Source organism: Candidatus Fermentibacter sp. (genome assembly GCA_030373045.1).
GTDB lineage: Bacteria > Fermentibacterota > Fermentibacteria > Fermentibacterales > Fermentibacteraceae > Fermentibacter.
Genome location: JAUCPW010000002.1, coordinates 37,731 through 60,035, shown reverse-complemented (window position 1 = coordinate 60,035; position 22,305 = coordinate 37,731). Strand labels below are relative to the sequence as shown.

The window sequence follows — 22,305 nt, the reverse complement described above, 5'->3', positions numbered from 1 at the left end:
TTCACTCCGCTGGAAGGGCCGTGATGTCCGGCAGGTTCCTGTACAGGCCTCCCGGGCCGTCCAGTCCGTATCCGAAGACGAATCTGTCCGGGATGACGAAGCCGACCCAGTCGAGGTCGACCTCCACCCTCCTCCGGCAGCGCTTGTCCAGCAGGACGGCCGTGCGAAGGGACGCGACGCCGCGAGAGCGGACGAGCTTTTGAATATACGCCAGGGTGAGGCCCGTGTCCACAATATCCTCCACGATAAGCACATGGCGGCCCGAGAGGGGGGTGGAGGTATCAAGGGTAAGCCTGATCTCCCCCGAGGTCTCGGTCGCCCCGCCGTAGCTGGAGGCGCCCAGGAACTCCACTTCAAGGTCGAGTTCGATCCTCCTCGCCAGATCGGCGGCGAAGACGAAGGCCCCCTTCAGGAGGGGCATCAGGACGGGGGTCTCTCCGCGGTACAGATCGGTGATCCCGCGAGCGATTATCCCGGTCCGGCGGGCTATTTCCTCCCGGTGGATCAGTATCTCGTGGCATTCCTCGTTCATCTCCAGCGCCCGCCTCCCTTCCGTGAAAAGAGCAGTGTCTCAGGCCCGGCGGTCAGTACGGCGCCCCCGGGGAGGAGCCTCTCTCCACATCCGCCCGCGAGCAGCCAGGCATCGGTCTTGTCGATCTCGGCGGAACCCGACCTCGGCCTGCCGCACAGCTCCCAGAGGACCGACTGCCTGAGCGCCTTCTCATATCTCGTGAATGTGCGTCTGTCGAGCTCGTTCCCCTCTCCGCCCAGCCTGCCGACTGCCGCCGTCGTCAGGCCTTCGGCGACCCGGCGCCAGGAACCGAGGTTGGCGGAAGAGGATGCGATCCTCCTGGAGACCCCGGGCAGCGAATCCTCGAGGGGTTCGAGAATCTCACGCCTCATCCTGTTCCGGAGGAATCCCGGGTCCGAATTGGTCTCGTCCTCGATCCAGACCCCGCCCCTTTCACTCAGATATGCTCTCGTCTCTCGCGCGGTCATGTCGAGAAGCGGCCGTCTGACGGGGCCGACACCGAAGTAGTCCATCCCGCCGAGGCCCCTGAGCCCTGCACCCTCGACGAGCCTCATCAGGAGGGTTTCAGCACGGTCGGATGCGGTGTGGCCGACTGCGACCAGCCCTTCGCCGGCAGCCTCCTCGTAGATGGCCTGTCGCGCCGCGCTGAAGTCCGCCTCCGGAGAGGAGCTCCTGCTCCTGGCCGGGAGCTTCCGAAGGATGAAGGGCAGCCCCGCCGCCTTCGCGAGATCTTCGACGAAGGATGCGTCCGACACGCTGGCTTTCCTGTAGGAATGGTCGACGTGGAGCACCGATAGCTTCCAGGCCATGTGGCGTCGGAACCTCAGCAGCATGTCGAGGAGGCAGACCGAATCGGCGCCTCCTGAAACGGCGGCGATCACGGAGTGCCCTCGGGGGAGCAGCCCCTCCCGCTTGACGGTCGAGATGAATCTGAGTTCCAGGGACGACTTCATGCCTGCGAATATAGGTCCCCGGCCGGTTCCTGGTTTCAGATGTTTCAGATGCAGTCCTAACCGCATGGCGTGAAACCTGATAACCTCGCGATGGACCAAGAGATACGTATAATGGCAGCATATATCTGCGTATCAGTGTTGATATCTGTCATCGGATCGTCATTACCGCAGTGCAAATTCGAAGGGGGCCAACATCATTACAGCTGGACAGAATGTCGATAGATCTGCATGCAGTGTCTGAGGAAGTACGGTAAGGTCTTCTCGCTTCCCGCCGAGAAAGTAACATGGAAGTACGCCCGGGCCCTTTCCCGGTTCGTCTTGCCCGATGCTGTCACGCTGGCGAATCGCTGCCGGGCCAGCTTGTTCCTGTAGATGCAGGGAACAAGAATGCCGGCTCTTCATCTCCGCTGACGCCGAAATGAATGGGGGGACACGAAGCCCCCCCTGAAGACCTGGTAGCGGCGAAGGGACTTGAACCCCTGACCCGAGGATTATGATTCCTCTGCTCTACCAACTGAGCTACGCCGCCACGGGGCGTGAAGCTAGCTAAACGCTCCGCCCGCTGTCAAGAAGAACGCGCTGCCGGACGGGGATCAGTCGCTCGAGGGAATCCGCCTGCAGACTCCGGTCAGGATACCGAGCACTCTTGCCGAGTCGGCATCGGAGAGCGCCCCGCTCCTGTCGTGGACCCTGAGAAGAACCGAGTGCAGCCCCGACCAGTCGATCAGGCTGGCCGTCACCTTGTACTCCTTGACCGTGTCGAGCAGATCCTGGAAGGTGTGGGCATGCTCGGGCAGGATGCAGCAGAAGAGTGTGGCGACCTTCTTGCCTTCAGTGACCACGACCGCCGATGTGGGCGGTACGCAGTCACCACCGGTTCTCAGGGCATCGCTGAGCGTCTCGAATGCGAGTCTGATGTGGAGGCCCAGCTCCTCCACCGGTGAACTCGCCCTGAGGAAGTCCTCCAGGCAGTAGTAGAAGTCGGTCACCGCGCTGTCGGGGATGTCGGGGAGGATGTCGCGGATCTCCCTGAGCTGCTTCACATCGTTCAGCCGCATGCCCATGTCGAAGTCGCGGAACTGCCCTATCGTCTCCTCCATGCAGCGCTTGATAGCCTCGTAGGCATCCTCGAGATCGTGATAGGCATCCTTCTGGACGGTGACGTCGAGCAGATCAACCCACTTCTGCCCGTAGTTCGACGGAGACTTGAACGACACCACGGCCATCCCGGCAAGCCTGTCGATGGCGCCCACCAGGGCGAGCACCTTCCTGTCGTGATCCTCCATCCCATCCGCTGCGGTGACGAGGAGGATCTTCAGTTCGGCGAAGAAGGTGGAGGAGGAATCGAGCGCGATGTAGGCCTGGCTCATCCCGGTGGTATCGCATTCCTTCAGCAGCAGCGGGATCAGAGCCCTCGCGTAGTGCTCCCGCCCGCCATAGCGCCTGATCTTCTTGAGCCTCTCCAGCTCGTTCTTCACGAGGAGGCGCCTGAGCGTGTCGGTCATCCTCCGGATCTCCTCGCGGCTGGCTGCGAGGCCCGAGGGGCCGGACATCTCGACCCGGATGGAGATGATGCCGTCTCCGGTCGTGTACCGCCTCTGATGCCTTATCGTCGCTCCGGGCCAGGCGAAGCTCAACGCGGTGAGGCTGTCCTGGAAGGAGATGTCCCTCTCGTATCCCGCGATGTTGATCCCTGTGAGATGCTCCCTCGTCGTCCTTATGTTGCGGATCTTGAACAGGGCCCTGCCGCGCCTGGCCCTCACCCCCTCGATCAGGTCGTGGTTAGTGACGACCATGTGGGCGAGGTCCTCCGGCCGGCGCTCCCTCAGATACTCGTCGGAGCGCGAGGAGACGAAGAGGATCAGCTCTCCGACCGGACCCATCAGCGCCTCCGGCACGGGTCTGTCCTTGTAGTGCACCTTCACCTGCGTCTTGATCCGCTCATAGATCTCGAGCCTCTCGGAGGCTCTGGCCATGAGCGACATCGTGTCCGATCGGCCCTCGGCCAGATTCTCGAGGAGGCTCTGCATCTTGAGGGAATCCGCCCCGAATTCGCGCCGCCGTTCGGGGTTGGTGTCACGTATCCCGGTGATCAGGAAGCCCCTGCGCATTTCGCCGTCACTGACCGCGAAGGCTTCAGCGAAATCGAGGTTCCAGCCGTGGAACTGCATCGCACTCAGACATATCGCGGCAAGGCCGGGCCAGTCCGTGGCGGTGACGGCGAGTATCGAAAGGTCGTCCTCGTCGGTTTCGACGACGACGCGGGGCATGTTCCCCGCTCTCCTGCTCTCCTCCAGCAGCCGGGCATACAGCCGTGCCCGCCTGTCGGACGAGATGACGTTCCCGGGACACACACCGTCCAGCAGCTGATCCATCCCGCACATCGAACCCTGACCGGACATCCCGAGCCTCCGGGGCTTGCTGTTGCCTCACGCCACAGATGACGATTATACCTTCGGGCCGCGGTGGGCGAATAGCTCAGCTGGTTAGAGCGCCTGCCTTACACGCAGGAAGTCGGGGGTTCGAATCCCTCTTCGCCCACCACGCTTGTTTCCGCGTTCGCGGAAACAAGCTGGCCTGACAGATGCCCGCCATTATTCCGATGAAACACGTCTGGCGGGCAGCGAGAAGGCCGGAGTGCACTTCCTCAGACGTTCGCGGAAACAAGCTGGCCCGGCAGATGCCCGCCATTATCCCGATGAAACACGTCTGGCGGGCAGCGAGAAGGCCGGAGTGCACTTCCGCAGACGTTCGCGGAAACAAGCTGGCCCGGCAGCGGTTCGCCATCGATCCGGTCAATGAGGCTTGGCGAACCGCGAGAGGGCCCGGAGCGCACCTCTCAGACGATTCCCGAAGGGCTGTCGACACTCTCTCCAGCCTCGATGATGATGGCATGCGCACTCGCCGTTATCTACGGAAACAGCTGTTACGCTACCCGTCGATTTCGCGCTGGGAATGAACGGCCTTGACGATAGAAATCAACACTATATCGCAGATGTGTACCATTATCATGCGTACCGCGAAATCAGTTCTGATGTCATCTGGTTTCACACCATGCGGTTACGACTGCATCTGAAGCATCTGAAACCAGGAATCGGCCGGGAACCGGCCGGTGTCAGCGGGCGATGCGGAAGCCGATGTGGCGGGCTCTGTCGCCCTCGTAGATGGTCGACCAGGTGCCGATTCTCAAGTCGTCCGACGGAGAGAGCCACGAGCCGCCGAACACCGTGCAGATGCTGTCGGACGGCCTGGTGAGCTCCGCCACGTTGCCGGCGAGATCCGCCAGGCCCGCAGGGTTCCGCGGGAACGAACCCACCGGCGCAGTGAAGAGGTAGCCGTCCTGGTTCCTCAGGTCCCAGTCGTCGGATGCGAGGTAGTTGGCGGGGAACTCCGCATCCTCCGGATCCAGCGTCCCCCAGGGGAAGAGCCCCGCCGACGGCCCGGAAAGGCCGATGGACGCGGCGTACTCCATCTCCGCCAGAGTCGGGAGCCTGCCTCCGAGCACGGCGCACGCCTGCTCCGCCTCGAGAGCGGAGACGTTGACTACGGGATAGTCGGGCATGGCGGTCAGGTAGTACTCCATCGCGGGGAACCCGGGATCGGGCGGCAGATCGAGGCCCGCTTCGTCCGCGAGCCAGACGTAGAGCCGGTTCGACACCTCGGTCTCCATGAGCTCGAAGGGCTGGATCAGCACTATGTCGCCCTCGGACGTGACGAACTCGCCACCCTCGAGCTGTATGAAGACGGTGTCGGACTCGACCGGATCGGAACCGGCCGGTCCGGCGGCCGTGCCGCCGCCGCAGCCTGCCGACTGCAGGACAGCCAGCAGCGCGAGGGCGGCCGCAGCCGCGCAGAGCGGAGCCGGGGGCTTCATCCTACTTCAGGACGATCGCGAGCGGGAGAACGGCGCAGTATCCCAGCACCAGCATGATGGGCGCAAGCGTTATGTTGCCGGCCCGGAGGAGGAACCACCCGCCCACGATGATCGCGAGCCCCGCCGCGAAGAGGATGTAGTTGCGCATCCTGAACGGATTCCGCTCGATGTCGGCCGGAGCGGCGCCTGTCCTGGGCTTCTTCGTCTCTGCAGTCTCGATAGCGGCCATGTCAGTTCCTTCCTAGTGCAGTCCCGCGGCGACAGCGTCCGGAGGGGTGTCGAGGATCTGGCTCTCCTCGCCCGACGGCCCCTCGGTCCAGCCGTTCCGCCAGGCTGAAAGCATCGCGTCTCCCACAACATAAAAGGATCCGGCCACGACGAGGAGATCGGGAGCGAGCCCCCGTCCCGCGGCCACCGCGGCCTCCACCGGATCCACCGGCCTCGAGTCGAAGCCCAGCCGACTGAACTCCGTATCGAGCCGGCCGGCCGGGAGCAGCCTGTCCGAAAGAGGGGTTGTCGCGACGACAGGGTCGACGTACCCGCTCAGCATCGATGCCATCCGCCTCCACGGCTTGTCGGCCAGGAAGCCCACCACCCCGGCGGACCGGCGGCCCAGTGCGGACAGGTACTCGCAGAGCCTGGCCACGGACTGGGGATTGTGCGAGACGTCGAAGAGCACGTCCGGCTTCCCTCTGCGAAGGTCGAGCCTTCCGGGCCATCTCAGGCTCCGGCAAGCCCGGGCGAAGGCTTCCGCCACCTCACCGGAGGGCCTGCCGAACGCCGACTCCGCCGCCGCGAGGGCCAGAGCCGCGTTCCAGAGCTGATGCTCACCGGGAAGAGGCGCCAGAGCGGTCGGTGACGGCACTATCCTGTCCAGGCCGCGGGCGGTCACGGCGTCACGCACCATCCGCTCGACCGGCCCGTGCTGCCTGTGGCAGACCAGCACGGTGCCCCTGGGGGCGATGGCGAGCTTCTCGCCTGCGATGGCGGACTTCGTCGGACCGAGTATCCTCCGATGCTCTATGTCCACGCCGGTGAAGACGGTGCATCGCCCGCCGAAAGTCCTCGTGGCGTCGAGCCGCCCTCCGAGTCCGGCCTCCACGATGGCCCACTCCACGCCTGTCCGTGCGAAGTGCCAGGCCGCCATCGCCGTGGTTATCTCGAAGAAGGTGGCTTCGTGCCTCTCGATGAGACCCCGCTTGTCGCGGATGAACTCGGTCACGGAATCGGGCGGGATCCATGCCGCATCCACCGCGATCCTCTCGCGGAAATCCAGGAGGTGGGGAGATGTGTTGCGCCCGGTGCGGAATCCGAGCAGCCTGGCCGTCTCCGCCAGGAGGGCGGTGGTGCTGCCCTTCCCGTTGGTCCCGACGACGTGGATGGTGCGGAATGCGTCCTGAGGCGATCCCAGATCGCGCATCAGGGCCTTCATGCGGGGAAGCCCGTACTTCATCCCCAGCCTGCGGCGGCTGAAAAGGTATTCGAGAGCTTCAGCGTAGCGCATGTGCGGCGGCCCCCCCGAGAAGAGCCCCGAGGAATGGCCCGAGGCTCGATCGTATGATCCCCTGCGCGTCCAGGACGGCCTGGTGGGTGACCTCCTCGCCCGGCCCGCAGGTGTTCGTCACGAAAGCGAGGCCGAGAACATCGCATCCGCGGGCGGCAAGCGCCAGCGCCTCGGGCGCCGTGGACATGGATACGGCGTCGACCCCCATCCGCCGCAGCAGGTCGAGTTCGGCGACTGTCTCGTATGCTGGGCCCGAGACGCAGGCGAAGAGCCCTTCGGAAACGCGCGCCCCGGTGCGCCCCGCCGCTTCGGCTGCGATCCTCCTCAGCGGCATCGAGTAAAGCGGGGATGGTATGCGCGAACGCACATCAGGCACGCATCCCGAGAGGTTCACATGGTCGCGGAAAACCACGGCGTCACCCACGGCAAGGCTCCGCGATACCGCTCCGGCCGAGCTCGTGAGGATCCAGGTCGAGACCCCCAGGTCCGCCAGCGATTCAGGCAGCATCGTGATCCCGTTTCCGGAAAAGCCCTGATAGTGATGCCTCCTGCCGAGGAGGAACACGAACCTGCCGCAGGAGCTGGTCACGATCCGGCCCGGGTGCCCGGGCAGAGCGTCGCCCGACATGCCGGGCAGGTCCTCCCAGGAGATCGACTCCCCTTCCCCGAAGAGGTCGGCCACCCACGAGAGGCCGGAACCCAGCACGATCCCCACCGGCGGGGCGGCTCCCAGCCGGCCGGCCAGGGCTCCGGCCAGCGCCGCCTTCCCGGGATTCCCGGCCTCGAGGCCCCTCACGAGGCGCAGCCCGTGCCTCCGGGGGCCGTAATACCCGGGCAGATGCCCGCATGGCGTGTAGCCCTTCCTGATGTAGAGGCCGACGGCCGCCCTGTTGGTGCACCTGACTTCGAGGAAGCAGGCCCTGCAGCCCGAGGCCGCCCCCCAGTCCTCGGCGGTCTCGAGCAGGAGCCTGCCGACGCCCATCCGCCTCGCGGACCGGGTGACGCAGAGGTTCGCGACGTGGAGGACTCCCGGAGAGGGGATCGCGGCGCAGACGTATCCGATGATCCTGCCGGCGTCTGCCGCGATCCAGGTCGAGATGCCCGACCAGGGCTCGAGGCACTCCTCGAACACGTCGGGCGGCCAGGGGTCCGGGAAGGACGCGCGTTCTATCCTCGCTATCGCTGCGGCATCGCCGGGGCGTCCGCGCCTAGTCTCAGGATACACCGGTCGCCGCCTTCTGTCTGAAGCTCCTCAGATAGAGAGGCCTCAGGGACCTGTCCGGGCCCGAGGCGGCGCAGTACGCCGCGGCGAGCCGGGCCGTGACCGACGCGCCGGGTGCGAGGCAGTGAGAGGGACCGATCCCGGGACGGATCATCGTGGCTCCGGGGCCCTCGCAGGCCGAGCCCGGGCGGGCATCGAGCCAGGCCGCGGCGGCCTCGCAGGTATAGACCCCAGGAGGCAGCAGCTCCCGCGAGAAGGGATCGCCGGATTCGAAGGCGGCGGCGAACACTTCGCCCTCCCTCGCCCTCACGACGGCCAGGACCGGGGCGTCCGACCCGGAGGAGTACGCGATGGCGCGCAGCACGGGCACGCCCTTCGCGGGCACCCCCCAGCCGGATGAAAGCCCGGAGGCCGTCGCGGCGCATATGCGCAGGCCGGTGTAGGATCCCGGTCCGAGGCAGGCGCCTATGCCCGAGAGCCCGCTCCCTTCGATGCCGGCCTTCTCCAGGAGATCACGAATCGCAGGAAGCAGGGATTCCGACGTGGACAGATCATCCCGGAGATCGATCTGGACGGGTCTCCCGTCATCCTCCAGGAGTGCCACGGAACCCGGCCTCTGGGTCGTGTCTATTCCCAGCCAGACCGAACCGCTCAAACCCGACCTCCCTCACGAGCGGATCACCGGTGAAACCCAGGACCACCCTGAAACCCGAGCAGGCGGCCCCTTCGGGCAGCCTGTCGGCCCATTCCACGACGGCGACGGAATCCGAAGCCAGGAGGTCCAGTATGCCGAATGCCTCCAGCTCCCCGGCGCTTCCGCCGAGCCTGTAGAGATCCACGTGGTGGATCGAGAGGCCGCGGGAGGAGTACTCCGCGTCCACGATGAAGCTGGGCGATGGGATGTCGCCCTCCACGCCCAGCTCCCTGAGCAGCGCCCTCGCGAAGACCGACTTCCCCGCCCCCAGATCGCCCACCAGGAGCACGGCATCGCCGGGACGTATCATCCCTGCGGTTCCCCGCGCCAGGTCCTCGAGGCCCGCGAGGTCGAGGAGCACCGGCTAGAAGCCCTTCTTGGGCGTGAGGACGGTACAGGGCACGACCATCTCCTCGATGGAGATTCCGCCATGCTGGAAAGTGTCCTCGAACTTGTACACCTCTTCGCGCGCCATCCCGGGATGCACCAGGAGATAGTCGGCCCTGGCGAAGACGTATGTCTTGCTGGGGCTGTCGTCGGGCAGCCCCCACCGTGCGGGCTCGCGCACCGTCACGGATGCCTTGGGGTCGGCGTTGAGGGCGTGGCCCAGCCGGTATCTGATGCTGCTCGACATCCCCCTGGCGCCCCTGATCGGTGTCTGTCTCCTGCACAGCACCGACCCGTGGTCGCTCGTGACGATCACGGTGGCCCCGCGGGCGGCCAGCGTTCTCAGGAGGTCCTTCAGGTACGAGGATTCGTACCATGTCGACGCGAGCTTGCGGAAGCTGGCCACATCCGGCGCCAGGTCCCTCAGTACGTCCAGCTCGGACCTGCCGTGGGTCAGGTGGTCGAGGTAGTTGATGATGATGGCCAGGAATCCGCCCTCGAGATGCTGGGAGAGCGAGCGCTTGAGCGACTCCCCCTCCCTCTGGTTCGATATCTTCATATAGCCGACGCCTTCCGGCCTCTCGAAGCCCCCCAGGCGCCTCAGGGCGTCGCGGAGGAAGGTGTGCTCGGACCTGTTCAGGCCGGGCACGCCGTACTCCTCTATCCAGTCGGACCTGTAGAAGCGCCATATGTCCCTCGGCAGGAGCCCCGCGAAGAGCGAGTTCCTGCTGTACGGGGTGGCCGAGGGCAGGCATGTGCACATGAAGCTCGTGTCCATGTGGAAGAACTGCTCCAGGGACGGGGTCATGGTCAGCCACTGGTCGTAGCGCATGCAGTCCATGACGATGAGGACGGTCTCCCGGGAGTTCTTCATGCAGGGCACGACCACCCGCTCGAGCAGGTTGTGGGGCATGAGGGGCGTGTTCCTGCCCTGGATCCAGTCCGGGAAGTTGCGCTCGACGAATCGCGAGAAATCCATGGCGAGATCCTCGAACCTGACTCTCTGGATGCTCTTCAGCTCCTCGCTGAGCTGCCCTCCGAGGCTGACGTCCCTCACGGCCCATACCCGGTAGACTGCGGCCCAGTCATCCCAGGCCATGTCCGAACCCCGCATCTCGAGTATCCTCGAAGTCTCGCCCCACACGATCTCGGCCGCCTGCCGGGTCCTGAGTTCGGTGGACTTGAGGAGCCGCTTGATGACGAGCTGTATCTGGCTGGGGTTCACGGGCTTGGTGAGATAGTCGTCCGCCTCCCCGCCCAGGGCCTTGTCCATCAGCTCCTCCTCCTCGCTCTGGGTCACCATGACGATGGGGAGGCCGTGGTAGTCGGCCCTGATCCTCGCGACGGCCTCGAGGCCGTCCATCCCCACCATCATCTGATCCATGAGGACGAGGTCGATCCTCTCGGTCCGGAGCATGTCGATCGCCGACAGGGCGTTCATGGCGGTCAGGACCCTGTACCCGAGCTTCTCGAGGAATCTGACGTGGCTCTGGAGGTGGTCTATCTCGTCGTCAACCCACAGTATCGTCGTCCGCCCCTGCATCGCCCGCCTCCTCCACCGCCGGGAGCATGATCGAGAACGTGCTCCCCTTGCCGGGACTGCTCGCTACCAGCCTGAGGCTCCCGGAATGGTACTCCTCGATGATCCTGCGGGAGAGGGTGAGCCCCAGCCCCCATCCGCCCCGCCGCGTGGTGAAGCCCGGCTGGAAGATCCTGCCATGGTCCCCGTGGGATATCCCGCGGCCGTTGTCGGTCACCTGCACCTCGACCATGCCGCCCTTCTCGGGCCTGTCGGCGGTGCTGATCGACACCACGCCCGACGGAGTATCGGAGAGGGCGCTCAGGGAGTTCTTGACCAGGTTCTCCAGCACCCATCCGAACAGGACACGGTTGAGCATCACGCTGCGGGTCGCCTCCAGCGATGTCTCGAACGAAACTCCCGAGAACACGAGGCCCGGACGGTTCCTGAAATAGTCCATGGCCGAGACGATCTCGGAGTTGATGTCGGCGGGTGCCAGCCGGGGCTTCTTGCCCATCTCCCCGTATCGCTGCACGATCTGGTTCAGCCTGGCGATGTCGGCCTCCATCGAGACCGCCGCCTCCAGGATCTCGGGATCCTCCGGCCCCTCGATCCCGTTCCTCTGCCTCAGGATCTCCACCCAGCCCATCAGGGAGGAGATGGGCGTGCTGAGCTGATGCGCCGTCTCCTTGGCGAAGCCCACCCAGGACATCTCCTTCTCCCTGCGCAGCTCGATACGGATCACCAGCAGGAGCAGTCCCCCGAGGAGGAGCAGCATCCCCAGCTCGACGAAGGGCACTACGATGAGCTCCCTGTTGAGGTTGTCGACTCCGTAGAAGAGCCACCCGATAGTGTCCGACTCCATCGTGACGACGGGTATCGGCGGGTTGAACTCGCTCAGCTTGTGCATCACCTCGTTCCAGGCCACGAGGTCTTCTTCCGAAATGGAGTCGGGGAGCGGCTCGCCGTTCACTATCTGGGGCACGCTGTTCAGATCGGCGAGGATGGTGGCGTACCCGAGCCTGCCCACGAGATCCCTGAACAGCAGCCTCGTGTGGGAGAGGATCCTCTCCCTCTCTTCCTCGGTCCACCTGTCGACGACGTTGTGCCAGGTCTCCTCGCCGCAGGTCTTGCAGAAGCTCCTGTACCCGTCCGTCTCCACCGCGCTGCCGACCGCTTCTCCGCAGTTCGAGCAGACAGAGATCCGCCTCTCCTCCATGATCAGCGAGAGAGGGATCTGCGTGCCAGCCCAGAACCTGGCGATCGTCTCGTTGGCGAGGCGGTTGGTCTCCTCGAGCCGGCTCACCAGGCCGTGGCTGTAGATGAGGAACAGGTAGGCCAGCACTCCGGCCAGCACCAGGATGACGAGGCGGTAGCTGGAAATCCTCATTCCGTCATGCTCCATCCGATCCGGGCGCACCCGGGCCGGGGAGGACCGGCGCAGTGCTCCCGGCGTCGGGAATGACAACTGCACATCCTCCGGCCCATTCCACGGCATCCCTTACGGGTTCGAAACCCAGGCTGCGAACGAGTTCCGGCTCCAGGCCCGACCTGAGTGCGATCGAGGCCCTCTTCCGGATCCTCGCCAGCCTGGACACGGAATGCCAGCCCAGGAAATACCGCCTCCCGGCACCCTCGAGGGCGCCCGGCTCCATGGATGCCCTCAGGACCTCGTCCATGTGCGCGGCGCCGAGCCCCCCGCGGCAGTCGCTGTCGAGCAGGACGGCCCCGCCCTCGGCGACGGCCGCCTCGAAGTTGTAGACCGCCTTCATCGACTGGTAGAGGTTAGTCTCGAGACCTCCCCCGGGTTTCAGCACGATCCTTTCGACCGGGTGCGCCATCCCGACGCAGAGATGATCGCGGGCCGATCCGACGCACGAGGCGAAGGCCTCCGCCAGGCTTCCGACCGCGATGTGCAGGCCCCGGTTCCCGCGGACCACGGCGCCGGCCATGACAACGGGCACGAGTCTCTCCAGCATCTCCGCGGCCTCGGCCATGTCGGCGTGCACCGGGTTGCCCTCCAGGACGGCGGGGGCCGATCCCTCGAGGCAGGCAAGAGAATGGTTCGCCTCGATGGACTCGAATGCCGCGCAACCGGGCAGCACGGCCTTCCGGCCCCCGGTGAAGCCCGCGAAGTAGTGCGGCTCGACCGAGCCGGCGAGGATCACCGTATCCGCCTCCACGAGCCAGGGATGCACTCTCGCCTCGGTTCCGGAGGATGTCCTCCCCAGGCGCACCCTCTCCCCTCCGCCGCGGCTGTTGCACGTCCAGCCGGCTCCTGGGAAGACCCCTCCGAGGAGCAGGTCCTTCATCGTCCCCGGAACATCCTCGTGGGTGCCGGTGGCGACGATGATCCTCACCCGCCCCTCGAGCAGGTCCGCCACGGGCTCCAGGAGCGCGTGCGCAACGGCCGGCCTCGTGGCGTCGTTCACGACTACGGTCACCCGCCGGCCGGGATCGGCATGGCGGAACGGCTCCCAGGCCGAACCGGCCATACCCTCCGGGAACGCTGGCTGTGCAGGCAACTCCATGTCAGGCATAGGCGTGATTATAGCAGGGAGGGGAAGGCGGACTAGTGGATATGGACAGCACGCCGTGCCTCCGCTAGCTTCACGCTCCGGAGGGAACACACATGAAGTCGCACACCGCCCGGATCGTCCTGCTCGCAGCAATGCTGACCCTTCTCGTGGCGCTGCCGTCACCCGCCTACGCAAGGGCGGGGGGCGGCCAGAGCTTCGGAGGCGATGGAGGAGGAGGAGGGGGGGGCGGAGGCGGCGACGGCCTGGGATACCTCGTGTTCTGGCTCGTCCAGCTCGCCTTCAGACAGCCCCTGATCGGCGTGCCCCTGCTGGTGGTCGGGGTCATAGCCGTCTCGAGGATGGGCCGGGCCGCGCGCACCGGCAACCAGTACCGCACCATCGAGAGGGCCGGCAGGGTAGCCGCGGTGCGCCGCCAGGAGGATCTCTCGCAGCGGCTCGAAGCCCTTCGCAGGCGCGATCCCGCCTTCGATCCCGACGCCTTCCTGAGGAAGGCCGGGAAGGGCTTCCTCGAAGTGCAGGCGGCCTGGTCGGCCCAGGACTTCACGGGCGTGGTCAGGTTCCTCTCGGACGGCGTCAGGGAGCGGTTCTCGATGCAGGCCGCCATGCTGCGCGAGGAGGGCGTGCGCAACGTCCTCGAGAATGCCGCGATCGTGAGTTCGCGGATGGTCGCGATCGATTCGGACGCTGTCTTCGACTGCATCCACGTAGAGATAGCGGCGCGCGGGAGGGACAGGGACCTCGACGCATCGAGCGGGAAGGTCCTTCGCGAGAACGGCTCAGACCAGTTCACCGAGTACTGGAGCTTCCTGAGGAAGCCCGGTGCGGTCACGCTGGCCTCGGGCGGGCTGCTCGAGGGCTTCTGCCCCAACTGCGGGGCGCCCCTCTCGCTGAGCGACGCCGGTACATGCGAAAACTGCGATTCGGTCGTCACCAGCGGCGAATACGACTGGGTCCTGGCCGAGATCACGCAGTCAGCCGAGTGGGGCACGGCCTCCGACCCCTCGGTCATCCCGGGATACTCCCTGATGCTCGCGAAGGACCCCGCCTTCAACCTCCAGCACATCGAGGACAGGGCTTCGGTGATATTCTGGAGGACCATGAAGGCTCATTTCGAGGGCGACCCGGGGCCGCTCTCCAAGGTGTCCCTGCAGTCCTTCCGCCAGTCCTTCTCCGAGAGCATGCGCCTCTCGACGGAGGACGGCTGGTGGCTCTTCTTCAAGGACGCAGCCGTGGGGGCGGTCGAGGTCCAGCGGATCGAACCCGCCGGCTCCGAAGGCGGGCAGGATCACATCGAGGTCCTGATACGCTGGTCCGCGCGCAACGCGAGGAGGAACTCCGACGGCAGGATCAGGAACGCCGGCGACAGGACGGTGAGGCCGGTCGTCTACCACCTCGTCAGGAACCACGGAGTGGCCACCCAGGGCGGGAAGTCCTTCCTGTCCTCGCACTGCCAGGCATGCGGGGCCCCCTACGAGGGCGGCGAGTCGGGCAACTGCGAATACTGCGGCAGGGTGCTCAACGACGGCTCGCAGGACTGGGTCCTCGCGTCGACCGGGAGGTTCGAGGCCTCCGCCATGAGGCCTTCTGCCGTGGAAGCCTTCTCCAGGGCCTCCCTGGTCCCGCCGGACCTGCTGATGGGTGCGATGGCCGGCGTCATGTTCGCGGACGGGGTGATCGACCCCGCCGAGGAGAAGCTCCTGGGCGACTTCGCCCGCGACCGCGGCATAGCGCAGTCAGCCGTGGCAGAGATCATCGCGTCTGTCCGTGCGGGCGAGCAGACCATACCTGCGCCCTCGACCCGGGATGAGTCGGTGGAGCTCGCGGGGGCCATGGCCAGGATGGTGCTGGCCGACGGCAGGATGACGGACGGAGAGGTGGAGATGCTGGCCGGCTTCGGAGAGGCCGCCGGCATGACGAGGGCCGACGTGATGCAGATCATCGCGGCCCAGAGGGAACAGCTCTACAGGCAGGCCAGGCGCGTGCTGGGCTGAGCCTCCCTATCCCGGCGGCAGCGCCCTGCAGTTGTCCCTCGGCAGGTTCTCCTCGTACATGAAACCCTCGGGCACGCTCCCGGTCCACTCATAGACCAGAGTCCGCCCCGACCGGCTCCGGTGGACCTCCGTCAGGAACGGGGGCGGATCGACGACCTCCCAGCCCGATCCGTCCGGGGCCATCCTCCATCTCGAAGAGAGGCGCGGGCGCATCGCGGGCAGGTCGGGATCGACCACCACGTAGCGCACGCCGTGCTCCTCGAGGCACGGCCAGAGCAGCATCTCGTAGTCGTTGGGCATCGTGAGGGTCGGTCTCCTGTAATCCCAGATCATCAGCTCTACGCCGGGGAACGTGACGACCCAGTCGTCCGGCTCCGTGTTCTCCGTTATCCACCGGGACATCTCCGCCGCCTCGGCGGCGCGGGCACGCGTGTCGCTCCCCAGGAGGGCCGCCGCAGGGCGGACCAGCAGCAGCGCGGCCAGGGCCGCCAGGGCGGTCCGCCACCGGCGGCCGGGTCCGAGGGTGCCGGTCATCTCCACTGCACCGGCGATCCCCAGGCAGATCACGACCGTAGTCAGGAACAGCAGGTACCTGGCGGCATGCTCGTGCAGCACGAGGCTCGCTGCCATGGGGACGGAGGCGAAGGCCGGGAGCACCATCAGCCTCCTGGTCCCGCGCCTGCGAAGCGCGAGCAGGGCGCATGCGGTGAAGAGGACTAGCGGAGGCCAGCCGAACACCTCGCCCCTGTGCAGGGTGCCGATCGTCAGGGGCTCGATCACCCTGAACACCCCTGCGCCCAGGGCCCGGGCCACGGCAGGGACGCCGCCGTGTCTGAGCATGTCCGAAGGGCCCGGCGCCGTGTCGCGCACCTCCCAGGCCGCCCAGTGATTCTCGTTGAGGAGGAACTGGCCGTTCTGGGAGTAGAGGGGCGATCCGAAAGCATCGGCGTTGCGGAGGAACCACGGCAGTGCCACGGCCAGGAAGGCGCAGGCGAAGACCGACGCCCTGTCCAGCCTGCCCCTGCCTCCCCGCAGCAGCACCCACAGGCCGAGAGACATGCCCAGCACGAGCCCCTGCGTCCTCGCGAGGTAGGAAACACCGGACAGGAGGCCCGCCAGGACGGAGATCCTGATCGTTGGCTCGGAGCCCGAGAAGCCGGCCAGTATCACGAAGAACAGCGCCGTGAAGAGGAGGAGGCTGTCCGGCTGGGTGGAGAACCAGACCATGGCCGGATCGAGCGAGAGCCACGCCAGCGAAGCGAGTGCCGCGGCGCGGCCGAACGTCCTCCTGGCCCACCACCATGCCGCCAGCAGTGCCCCGATTCCCAGGAGCATGGAGACGGCCTGGGCGGTGCGGAAGGATACCCCCGCCGTCAGGAAGGCCAGCGCCAGCAGTGTCGACATGGCCGGCTGCCTGTTCCCCTCCGGCCTCAGCGAGGCCGTCGAGGGATCGTAGAGGGTCCATTTCCTCTGAGTGGACCATCCTCTTCCGTCGAGCAGGTTCCTGGCCATCTCGAGCTCGGAGGCCACGCCATCCCCGGCGGGCATGGGGTTCCTCGCCGCGACGCCGGTGCGCACGAGGGCGGCCAGGGCCAGAATCACGGCCGCCGCCAGGACTTCGTTTCTCTTGGATATCTCGAGCATGGGCGGAACATACAGGCGGGGGGGGGAGGCAGGGCAGCCCGGTGGACCAGGCGGGGGAATCCGCGATGGTTATAGTCGGCGGAGCGGAAGGAGACGGGATGGGACTGAAGGTGGCGACCTGGAACGTCAACTCCATAAGGGCCAGGATTGAACAGGTGCTCTCCTGGATCGACTCCAGGCACCCCGACGTCCTCCTCATGCAGGAGACCAAGGTGGTCGACTCCATCTTCCCCGTCGACCCGTTCAGGGAGCGGGGCTACGTCACGGCCTTCTCGGGGCAGAAGACCCTCAACGGCGTGGCGGTCGCATCACGGCACGGGATCGAAGTGATACGAACTGGGCTCGCGTCGCGGTTCCTCGACGACCAGAAGCGCGTACTGCTCGCCAGGACCGCCGGGATCACGGTGATGTCGGTCTATGTCCCCAACGGCGGGGACCCGTCGCTGGCCAGATTCGCCGACAAGCTCGCCTTCCTCGGCGAGCTCGCGCTCGAAGCCTCGGAGGAGGCCCGGAGAGGCCCCTTCCTGATGGCCGGCGACTTCAACGTGGCTCCCGGAGACGAGGATGTCGACGATCCCGTCGCCATGGACGGGCACATCTGCTTCCATCCGGAGGAGAGAGCCCGGTTCGGGGGCATACTCGACGCCGGCCTCACCGACCTCTTCAGGGTGTTCAACCCGGCGGGCAGGGCCTTCAGCTGGTGGGACTACAGGGAGGGATCCTTCCGCAGGAACATCGGCATGAGGCTGGACCATGTGCTGGCCTCGCAGGATCTCGCCGGAGCCGCCGTCTCATGCGGGATCGACAGGGAGCCCAGGGGTTGGGAGAAGCCTTCCGACCATGCGCCGGTGGTAGCAGTATTCGATCTGCCCGGCACGGAATAGTGACCGCGGCACGCTGTAGAACGTATGACGAACATGGAGGTGGCCTGTGATCCACATCCTCTTTTCCATGGCGGCAGCACTGCTGACCGCGCAGCCCGCGGCAGAAGGCCGCGAGATGCCGGTGGTCGAAGTCCACGAATGGGGCGTGATTTCCACGGGAGGCCAGGGAGCGGTCATGGCCGCCCACCCGGCGGGGGAGGCCGACCCGTCCACCCTCTACATGCCCGGAGACGTCCTCGTGGACAGGGCGCCGGTCGTGTACTTCTACGGCCCTCCCTTCACGGGCCGCTTCACCGTGGAGGCCGTATCCGGCGAGATCACCACCACCTGGCCGGTTCCCTCCTCGGGTCCCGCCACCTGGCGGATCACCGCAGACTGGGCGGAGAGGGACTCCGCACCCGGTGACGTGCTGGCGGGCAGGGTCCATCCCTCCACGATAGACGGATGGGACGCCACGGGATGGCGCGTTCCGCAGAGCATGACCCTCGTGACCGGCGAGGGATACGTGGACAAGCTCCTGTACTACGAGTGCACCGTCGACCCCGGCCTGCTGCCCCTGCAGCCGGCGGAGGTCGGCGTCGACATAGCTGAGGGCTTCGAGGACATGCCGGTGGCCCTGCTGATCCCGTCCTGCGCCGGGCTGACTGTCATGCCGGTGAATGCCTCGGTTCTCGAGAACCCCGTCGAGCTGATGAGGAACTCGGCCCTGGTGAGCGGGGATCTGCTGCCTTTCCTCTACGGATGGTCCCGCGACATCGTCGACGTCGAAGAGGTCGACGCCCTCTGGGGTACGTGGCGGAGGACGCTCACCGTGGACGGCTTGCCTTCTCCGGAGTCGGGGAGGGCCCTGGTGGTCTACCGCGTGCCGGAATCGATCCTCGAGGGCATCAGCAGGCTGGAACTCGAGACGGATGAAGGCTACACGGTGGAGTACGACAGGTTCATCCTCTGTGTCACGGAGATCGCATTCCGCGGGGAGTGAAGCTCCGGCGTCCCTCGGGCTCCACGTTCGCACTGCGGGCGGATTGTCCGTGTGTGTCACGGAGATCGCATTCAGGGGGGAGTGACCGGCTCCCCCCTGTCGTTCGCGAGCAGTCTGCCGAGTTCCTCGACCGTCAGTCCGAGCGCCGCCGACGCCTGCTCCGCGTCACCGCCGAAATGCGCGAGCGTCCGGGCCACGTACTGTGAAATGACTTCGTCGAGCCTCGAGGGGACGAACGATGTGCGCGCACCCGCGCCCATCATCCTCACCAGGGTGAACGGCGGGAGGCTCTCCGGCCCCGGTTCGATGCCGGGCCGCGTGTTCAGTATGCAGTGCCCGACGATGGACTCGAGCTCCTCGACGTTGCCGGGGAAGTCGTACTGGGAGAGCGCCGCCAGCAGAGTGGCCGACAGGTTCACCGGAGCCCTCCCGGCTCTCCCGGCCGCCTGCCTCGCGAAGTGCCCGGCGAGGGGCGGGATGTCCGAGGGGTGCTCCTTCAGGGGCGGTATCTCGAGCGAGTTCACCATGAGGTGGTACAGCAGATCCCGCGAGAATGACTCCCTGTACTCGTCCGAGTCGAGATCGACCGCGGTCGAGACGACAAGCCTCAGGTCGATCGTCCTGATCTCCGCCGATCTCTCCCTGTAGAACTCGCCGTTCTGCATGACCCTGCGCAGGCGTGTCTGCACCTGCGGGGACAGGAGCTCGATGCTGTCGAGGAAGAGGGTTCCCCCGGAGGCTGCCTCGAGGAAGCCGGGCCTGTCGTCCTGGCTGCCGCTGAAGTCCCTCACCATCCCGAAGAGCTCTCCGGGCAGCGCTTCCGAAGGTACCGCGGCCGCATCGAAGGCGGTGAAGGGGCCCTCCCTCCGCCTGCTGGCCCTGTGGATCGCCCTGGCCAGCGCCTCCTTGCCCGTCCCGTGCTCGCCGTGGATCAGGACGGGCGAGTCGCCCGCGGCGATCATCTCCGCCCTGAGGAAGATCTTCCGGAGCGAGGGCTGGTTCGAGATCAGCGGCTCGAAGGCCTCCGGATTCGCCAGCTCCTCGCGGCTGGTATCCTCCGGCAGCCCGTCCAGGGACCTGCTCAGGGCGCCGTGCTCCAGAGCCCTGTCCAGGGTGTCGAGGAGCATCTCGTCGTCGGCGGGTTTGGTGAGATAGTCGAACGCTCCGAGTTTCATGGCCTTCACGGCGAGGTCGATGTCGCTGACACCGGTGAGGACTATCACCGGCACTCCGACCCCCCGGTCGTGGATGTGCCTCAGGATGTCTATCCCGCTCAGCCCGGGCATGTCCATGTCGAGCAGGACCAGATCGGGCATCTCCGATTCCAGCAGGGCCGGGACCCTCCTCGAGTCGTTGGTCACGACAGGCTCGTATCTCTCCGTCTGCATGAGGAACACGGTGAGGAAGTTGGTCACCGCCGCATCGTCGTCGACTATCAGTATCCTCGCGGGATCGCCCATCATGCCTCCGGGGTGCGGGTCTCGGCGCGGACCGCCGCTCCGGGCGCCGCCTTACCGGCCGGGATGGAGACGGTGAAGACAGTCCCCACGCCGGGCGTGGAGCTCACGGAGATGGTCCCCCCGTGCTCCTCCACTATCCTGAACGCTATCGGCAGCCCCAGTCCCGTCCCGCCCTTCGCCCTCTTGGTGGTGAAGAAGGGATCGAAGATCTGCCTGAGCGTCTTCTCGTTCATTCCCCTGCCGTCGTCCTTCACCTCGATGACCACACCGCCGTCGGATACTCCCGTCCTCACCGAGACCGTTCCCCGCCTGTCGTCGGGCATCGCCTGGGCTGCGTTGACCAGCAGGTTCACTATGACCTGCTCGATCTTCTGGGCGTTCCCTTCGAAGGTGGGGATGCCGGGGTCCAGGTCCATCACGATGTCGGCGTGCTTGTGGACCTCGTTGGCCACCAGCCGTGATGCGGCCTGGATCAGGGTGTTGACGTCGACCCTGTCGACGAGGAGTCCCTCGTCCTTGCGGGCGAAGTTCCTGAGGCCCTCGACTATGCCCCTTATCCTCTCGGAACCGTGCGCCATGTCGTCCACCAGCGTGAGGATGTTGCTCCTGAAGAAGTCGTACCTGAGCTTCGCCACCTTCAGGTCCGGATGGGCCGAGGCGTAGTCGTCCACTATCGGGAGGATGTCCTCGAGCGCCTGACGGATGATCCTGATGTTCCCGCGGATGAACTGGTTCGGATTGTTGATCTCGTGGCCGATGCCGCTGACGAGCTGCCCCAGCGAGGCCAGCTTGTCGGCCTGCTGGATCTGCTGCTCGTAGGTCTTCTCGAGGGTGACGTCCCTGTAGAACTCGATGATGCCCTCGACCTCGCGGTTCCGGTCGAAGACGGGGATGGCGTGGACTTCGAGGAAGCGGTTGCCCGACCTGATGGTGTGTACGATCGGGGTCCTGTCCCTCCTGATCCTCGACAGGCGGCAGTCGGTGCACGGCGTGTCGCTGCCGAAGAACTGGGCATGGCACTTCCCGCTGGAGGTGCCCTCCCGGTTCGTCATCACGATGTTCCTGTCCAGATCCACGACGGCGACGTCGTCCGGGATGGCCTGGAACATGGAGGCGAGCTGGGCGGAGGACTCGTTCCACTCCCTGTCGACGTTCTCCAGGTACATGTTCACCATGTCCAGCCTGGTCTTCTGCTGCTCGAGCTCACCGGTGCGCGCCTCGATCTCGGACTGCATCTCGGCGAACCGGCGGGTGAACGCGGCCTCCTCCTCCTGCCTGAGGATCATCCTGTCGCGCAATTCCTTGCGCTCCAGGGCGAGGTTGAGCATCCTGCCGATCTCGCTCAGCATCCTCTGTTCCTCGGGGAGGAGTTCCAGCGCCGGATTGGCGTACCCCACCCTTATCTCGCCCGCTATCTGCTGGTTCGACAGCAGCTTGGTGGAGATGTAGCCCTCGCCTGGTGGCATCTGCCCGTACTCGCGGCCCTGATAGGTGGAAAAGACCATCACCTGCCCGGGATAGAGCATCCCCTTGCCGAGGTAGTCCGGCAGTTTGGTGAAGAACTCCGGGACGTCGCTCGATATCTCTATCCACTCGGCGACGGCGTACAGGCAGGCGAGCTCCTTGATCCTCTCCTCGCGGTCGAAGTCCGTCTGCCTGTTGATCCCGTCGAGCTGTGACCCGAAGAAGACCCAGACGCCTTCACCCTCGGAGCTTCCGACATAGCCGGTCTTGAGAGGGATCTCGCACGAGGGGAACTCGACGGGCGAGAAGACCGCAAGCCTCCTCTGCCCCTCCCTGGCCAGGGCCATCCCCGAACGCATGCTCCTGAGCGAAGCCGGGGAGAGGATCTGTTCGAGCCTCAGCCCTTCGTGGGACAGCTCGCCGGGTCCGCAGGCGCGGAGGAGGAGGCGGCTCGAATGCAGCACGGTTTCGCTCGAGTCGACCGCCATGAGGAACTCGAAGTTGCTCTCGATGAACGAGTAGAGGTCGGAAGTCCTGATCATCACACCCTCCGGCCGGATCGGGGACCGGTGAGACCGGCTGGATCGAATCTCGCACAGGGGGATGCCGGGGGCAACGGTAACGGAAAGGGGGGCGGGATCGCTCCCGCCCCCCC

18 protein-coding genes and 2 tRNA genes are annotated in these 22,305 nt (G+C 66.0%); 4 read left to right on the top strand and 16 right to left on the bottom strand.

The genetic code is table 11. From position 1 onward, the window contains the following. Window position 1 precedes the first annotated feature (1 nt). The 4 genes from hpt to QUS11_00335 form a co-directional block, all read right to left on the bottom strand. Window positions 2-532, bottom strand: a complete 531-nt coding sequence (hpt, locus tag QUS11_00350) for a hypoxanthine phosphoribosyltransferase (GenBank protein ID MDM7991743.1) — start codon at window positions 530-532, stop codon at window positions 2-4. Continuing rightward, window positions 529-1,485, bottom strand: coding sequence for a tRNA lysidine(34) synthetase TilS (gene tilS, locus QUS11_00345; GenBank protein MDM7991742.1), 957 nt, complete (start codon window positions 1,483-1,485; stop codon window positions 529-531). Before tilS ends, hpt begins: the two co-directional genes overlap by 4 nt. A 453-nt stretch (window positions 1,486-1,938) precedes the next feature. Then, window positions 1,939-2,014, bottom strand: a tRNA-Met gene (locus QUS11_00340). Between the two features lie 64 nt (window positions 2,015-2,078). Next, a complete protein-coding gene (locus QUS11_00335; GenBank protein MDM7991741.1) occupies window positions 2,079-3,887 on the bottom strand; it encodes a hypothetical protein in 1,809 nt (602 codons plus the stop codon). Window positions 3,888-3,952: 65 nt separating this feature from the next. Between QUS11_00335 and QUS11_00330 the strand changes: the two genes are divergently transcribed. Beyond that, window positions 3,953-4,029 (top strand) — tRNA-Val (locus QUS11_00330). Window positions 4,030-4,600: 571 nt separating this feature from the next. Here the strand turns inward: QUS11_00330 and QUS11_00325 are convergent. Genes QUS11_00325 through QUS11_00285 form a run of 9 tightly spaced genes read right to left on the bottom strand, consistent with a single transcriptional unit; the run spans window position 4,601 to window position 13,180 of the window. Continuing rightward, the gene (locus QUS11_00325; GenBank protein MDM7991740.1) at window positions 4,601-5,359 is read right to left on the bottom strand and encodes an SUMF1/EgtB/PvdO family nonheme iron enzyme; all 759 of its coding nucleotides are present in this window, start codon (window positions 5,357-5,359) and stop codon (window positions 4,601-4,603) included. A gap of 1 nt (window position 5,360) precedes the next feature. Further along, on the bottom strand, window positions 5,361-5,588 hold the full coding sequence (locus tag QUS11_00320; GenBank protein MDM7991739.1) for a hypothetical protein: 228 nt from the start codon (window positions 5,586-5,588) through the stop codon (window positions 5,361-5,363). 12 nt (window positions 5,589-5,600) lie between these two features. Further along, window positions 5,601-6,863 (bottom strand): hypothetical protein, encoded by a 1,263-nt coding sequence (locus QUS11_00315; GenBank protein ID MDM7991738.1) that lies wholly within the window; start codon window positions 6,861-6,863, stop codon window positions 5,601-5,603. Beyond that, complete coding sequence (locus QUS11_00310) at window positions 6,850-8,088, bottom strand: GNAT family N-acetyltransferase (GenBank protein MDM7991737.1); 1,239 nt, start codon at window positions 8,086-8,088, stop codon at window positions 6,850-6,852. Before QUS11_00310 ends, QUS11_00315 begins: the two co-directional genes overlap by 14 nt. After that, window positions 8,078-8,740: a tRNA (adenosine(37)-N6)-threonylcarbamoyltransferase complex dimerization subunit type 1 TsaB gene (tsaB, locus tag QUS11_00305; GenBank protein MDM7991736.1), complete on the bottom strand. Its 663-nt coding sequence runs from the start codon at window positions 8,738-8,740 to the stop codon at window positions 8,078-8,080. The genes QUS11_00310 and tsaB overlap by 11 nt, the downstream gene beginning before the upstream one ends. Continuing rightward, window positions 8,670-9,140, bottom strand: coding sequence for a tRNA (adenosine(37)-N6)-threonylcarbamoyltransferase complex ATPase subunit type 1 TsaE (gene tsaE / locus QUS11_00300; protein MDM7991735.1), 471 nt, complete (start codon window positions 9,138-9,140; stop codon window positions 8,670-8,672). Before tsaE ends, tsaB begins: the two co-directional genes overlap by 71 nt. Before the next feature lie 3 nt (window positions 9,141-9,143). Next, a complete protein-coding gene (locus QUS11_00295) occupies window positions 9,144-10,709 on the bottom strand; it encodes a bifunctional response regulator/alkaline phosphatase family protein (protein MDM7991734.1) in 1,566 nt (521 codons plus the stop codon). After that, window positions 10,678-12,075 carry a HAMP domain-containing sensor histidine kinase gene (locus tag QUS11_00290; GenBank protein ID MDM7991733.1) on the bottom strand — a complete coding sequence of 466 codons (1,398 nt, stop codon included), beginning with the start codon at window positions 12,073-12,075 and terminating at the stop codon, window positions 10,678-10,680. The genes QUS11_00295 and QUS11_00290 overlap by 32 nt, the downstream gene beginning before the upstream one ends. A gap of 4 nt (window positions 12,076-12,079) precedes the next feature. Next, on the bottom strand, window positions 12,080-13,180 hold the full coding sequence (locus tag QUS11_00285; GenBank protein MDM7991732.1) for a lactate racemase domain-containing protein: 1,101 nt from the start codon (window positions 13,178-13,180) through the stop codon (window positions 12,080-12,082). A gap of 137 nt (window positions 13,181-13,317) precedes the next feature. On the opposite strand from QUS11_00285, the gene QUS11_00280 reads away from it, so the two are divergent. Further along, the gene (locus tag QUS11_00280; GenBank protein ID MDM7991731.1) at window positions 13,318-15,216 is read left to right on the top strand and encodes a TIM44-like domain-containing protein; all 1,899 of its coding nucleotides are present in this window, start codon (window positions 13,318-13,320) and stop codon (window positions 15,214-15,216) included. A gap of 6 nt (window positions 15,217-15,222) precedes the next feature. On the opposite strand, the gene QUS11_00275 is transcribed toward QUS11_00280, so the two are convergent. Then, window positions 15,223-16,860 (bottom strand): glycosyltransferase family 39 protein, encoded by a 1,638-nt coding sequence (locus QUS11_00275; GenBank protein MDM7991730.1) that lies wholly within the window; start codon window positions 16,858-16,860, stop codon window positions 15,223-15,225. Between the two features lie 98 nt (window positions 16,861-16,958). Here QUS11_00275 and xth point away from each other — a divergent pair, with 98 nt between their 5' ends. Both xth and QUS11_00265 read left to right on the top strand, forming a co-directional pair. Further along, window positions 16,959-17,744, top strand: coding sequence for an exodeoxyribonuclease III (xth, locus tag QUS11_00270; GenBank protein MDM7991729.1), 786 nt, complete (start codon window positions 16,959-16,961; stop codon window positions 17,742-17,744). A gap of 46 nt (window positions 17,745-17,790) precedes the next feature. After that, entirely contained in the window at window positions 17,791-18,726 is a 936-nt protein-coding gene (locus QUS11_00265; protein ID MDM7991728.1) for a hypothetical protein, read from the top strand. A 71-nt stretch (window positions 18,727-18,797) separates the two neighbouring features. On the opposite strand, the gene QUS11_00260 is transcribed toward QUS11_00265, so the two are convergent. Next, the gene (locus tag QUS11_00260; protein MDM7991727.1) at window positions 18,798-20,186 is read right to left on the bottom strand and encodes a sigma-54 dependent transcriptional regulator; all 1,389 of its coding nucleotides are present in this window, start codon (window positions 20,184-20,186) and stop codon (window positions 18,798-18,800) included. After that, entirely contained in the window at window positions 20,186-22,192 is a 2,007-nt protein-coding gene (locus QUS11_00255) for an ATP-binding protein (protein MDM7991726.1), read from the bottom strand. Before QUS11_00255 ends, QUS11_00260 begins: the two co-directional genes overlap by 1 nt. Window positions 22,193-22,305 lie beyond the last annotated feature (113 nt).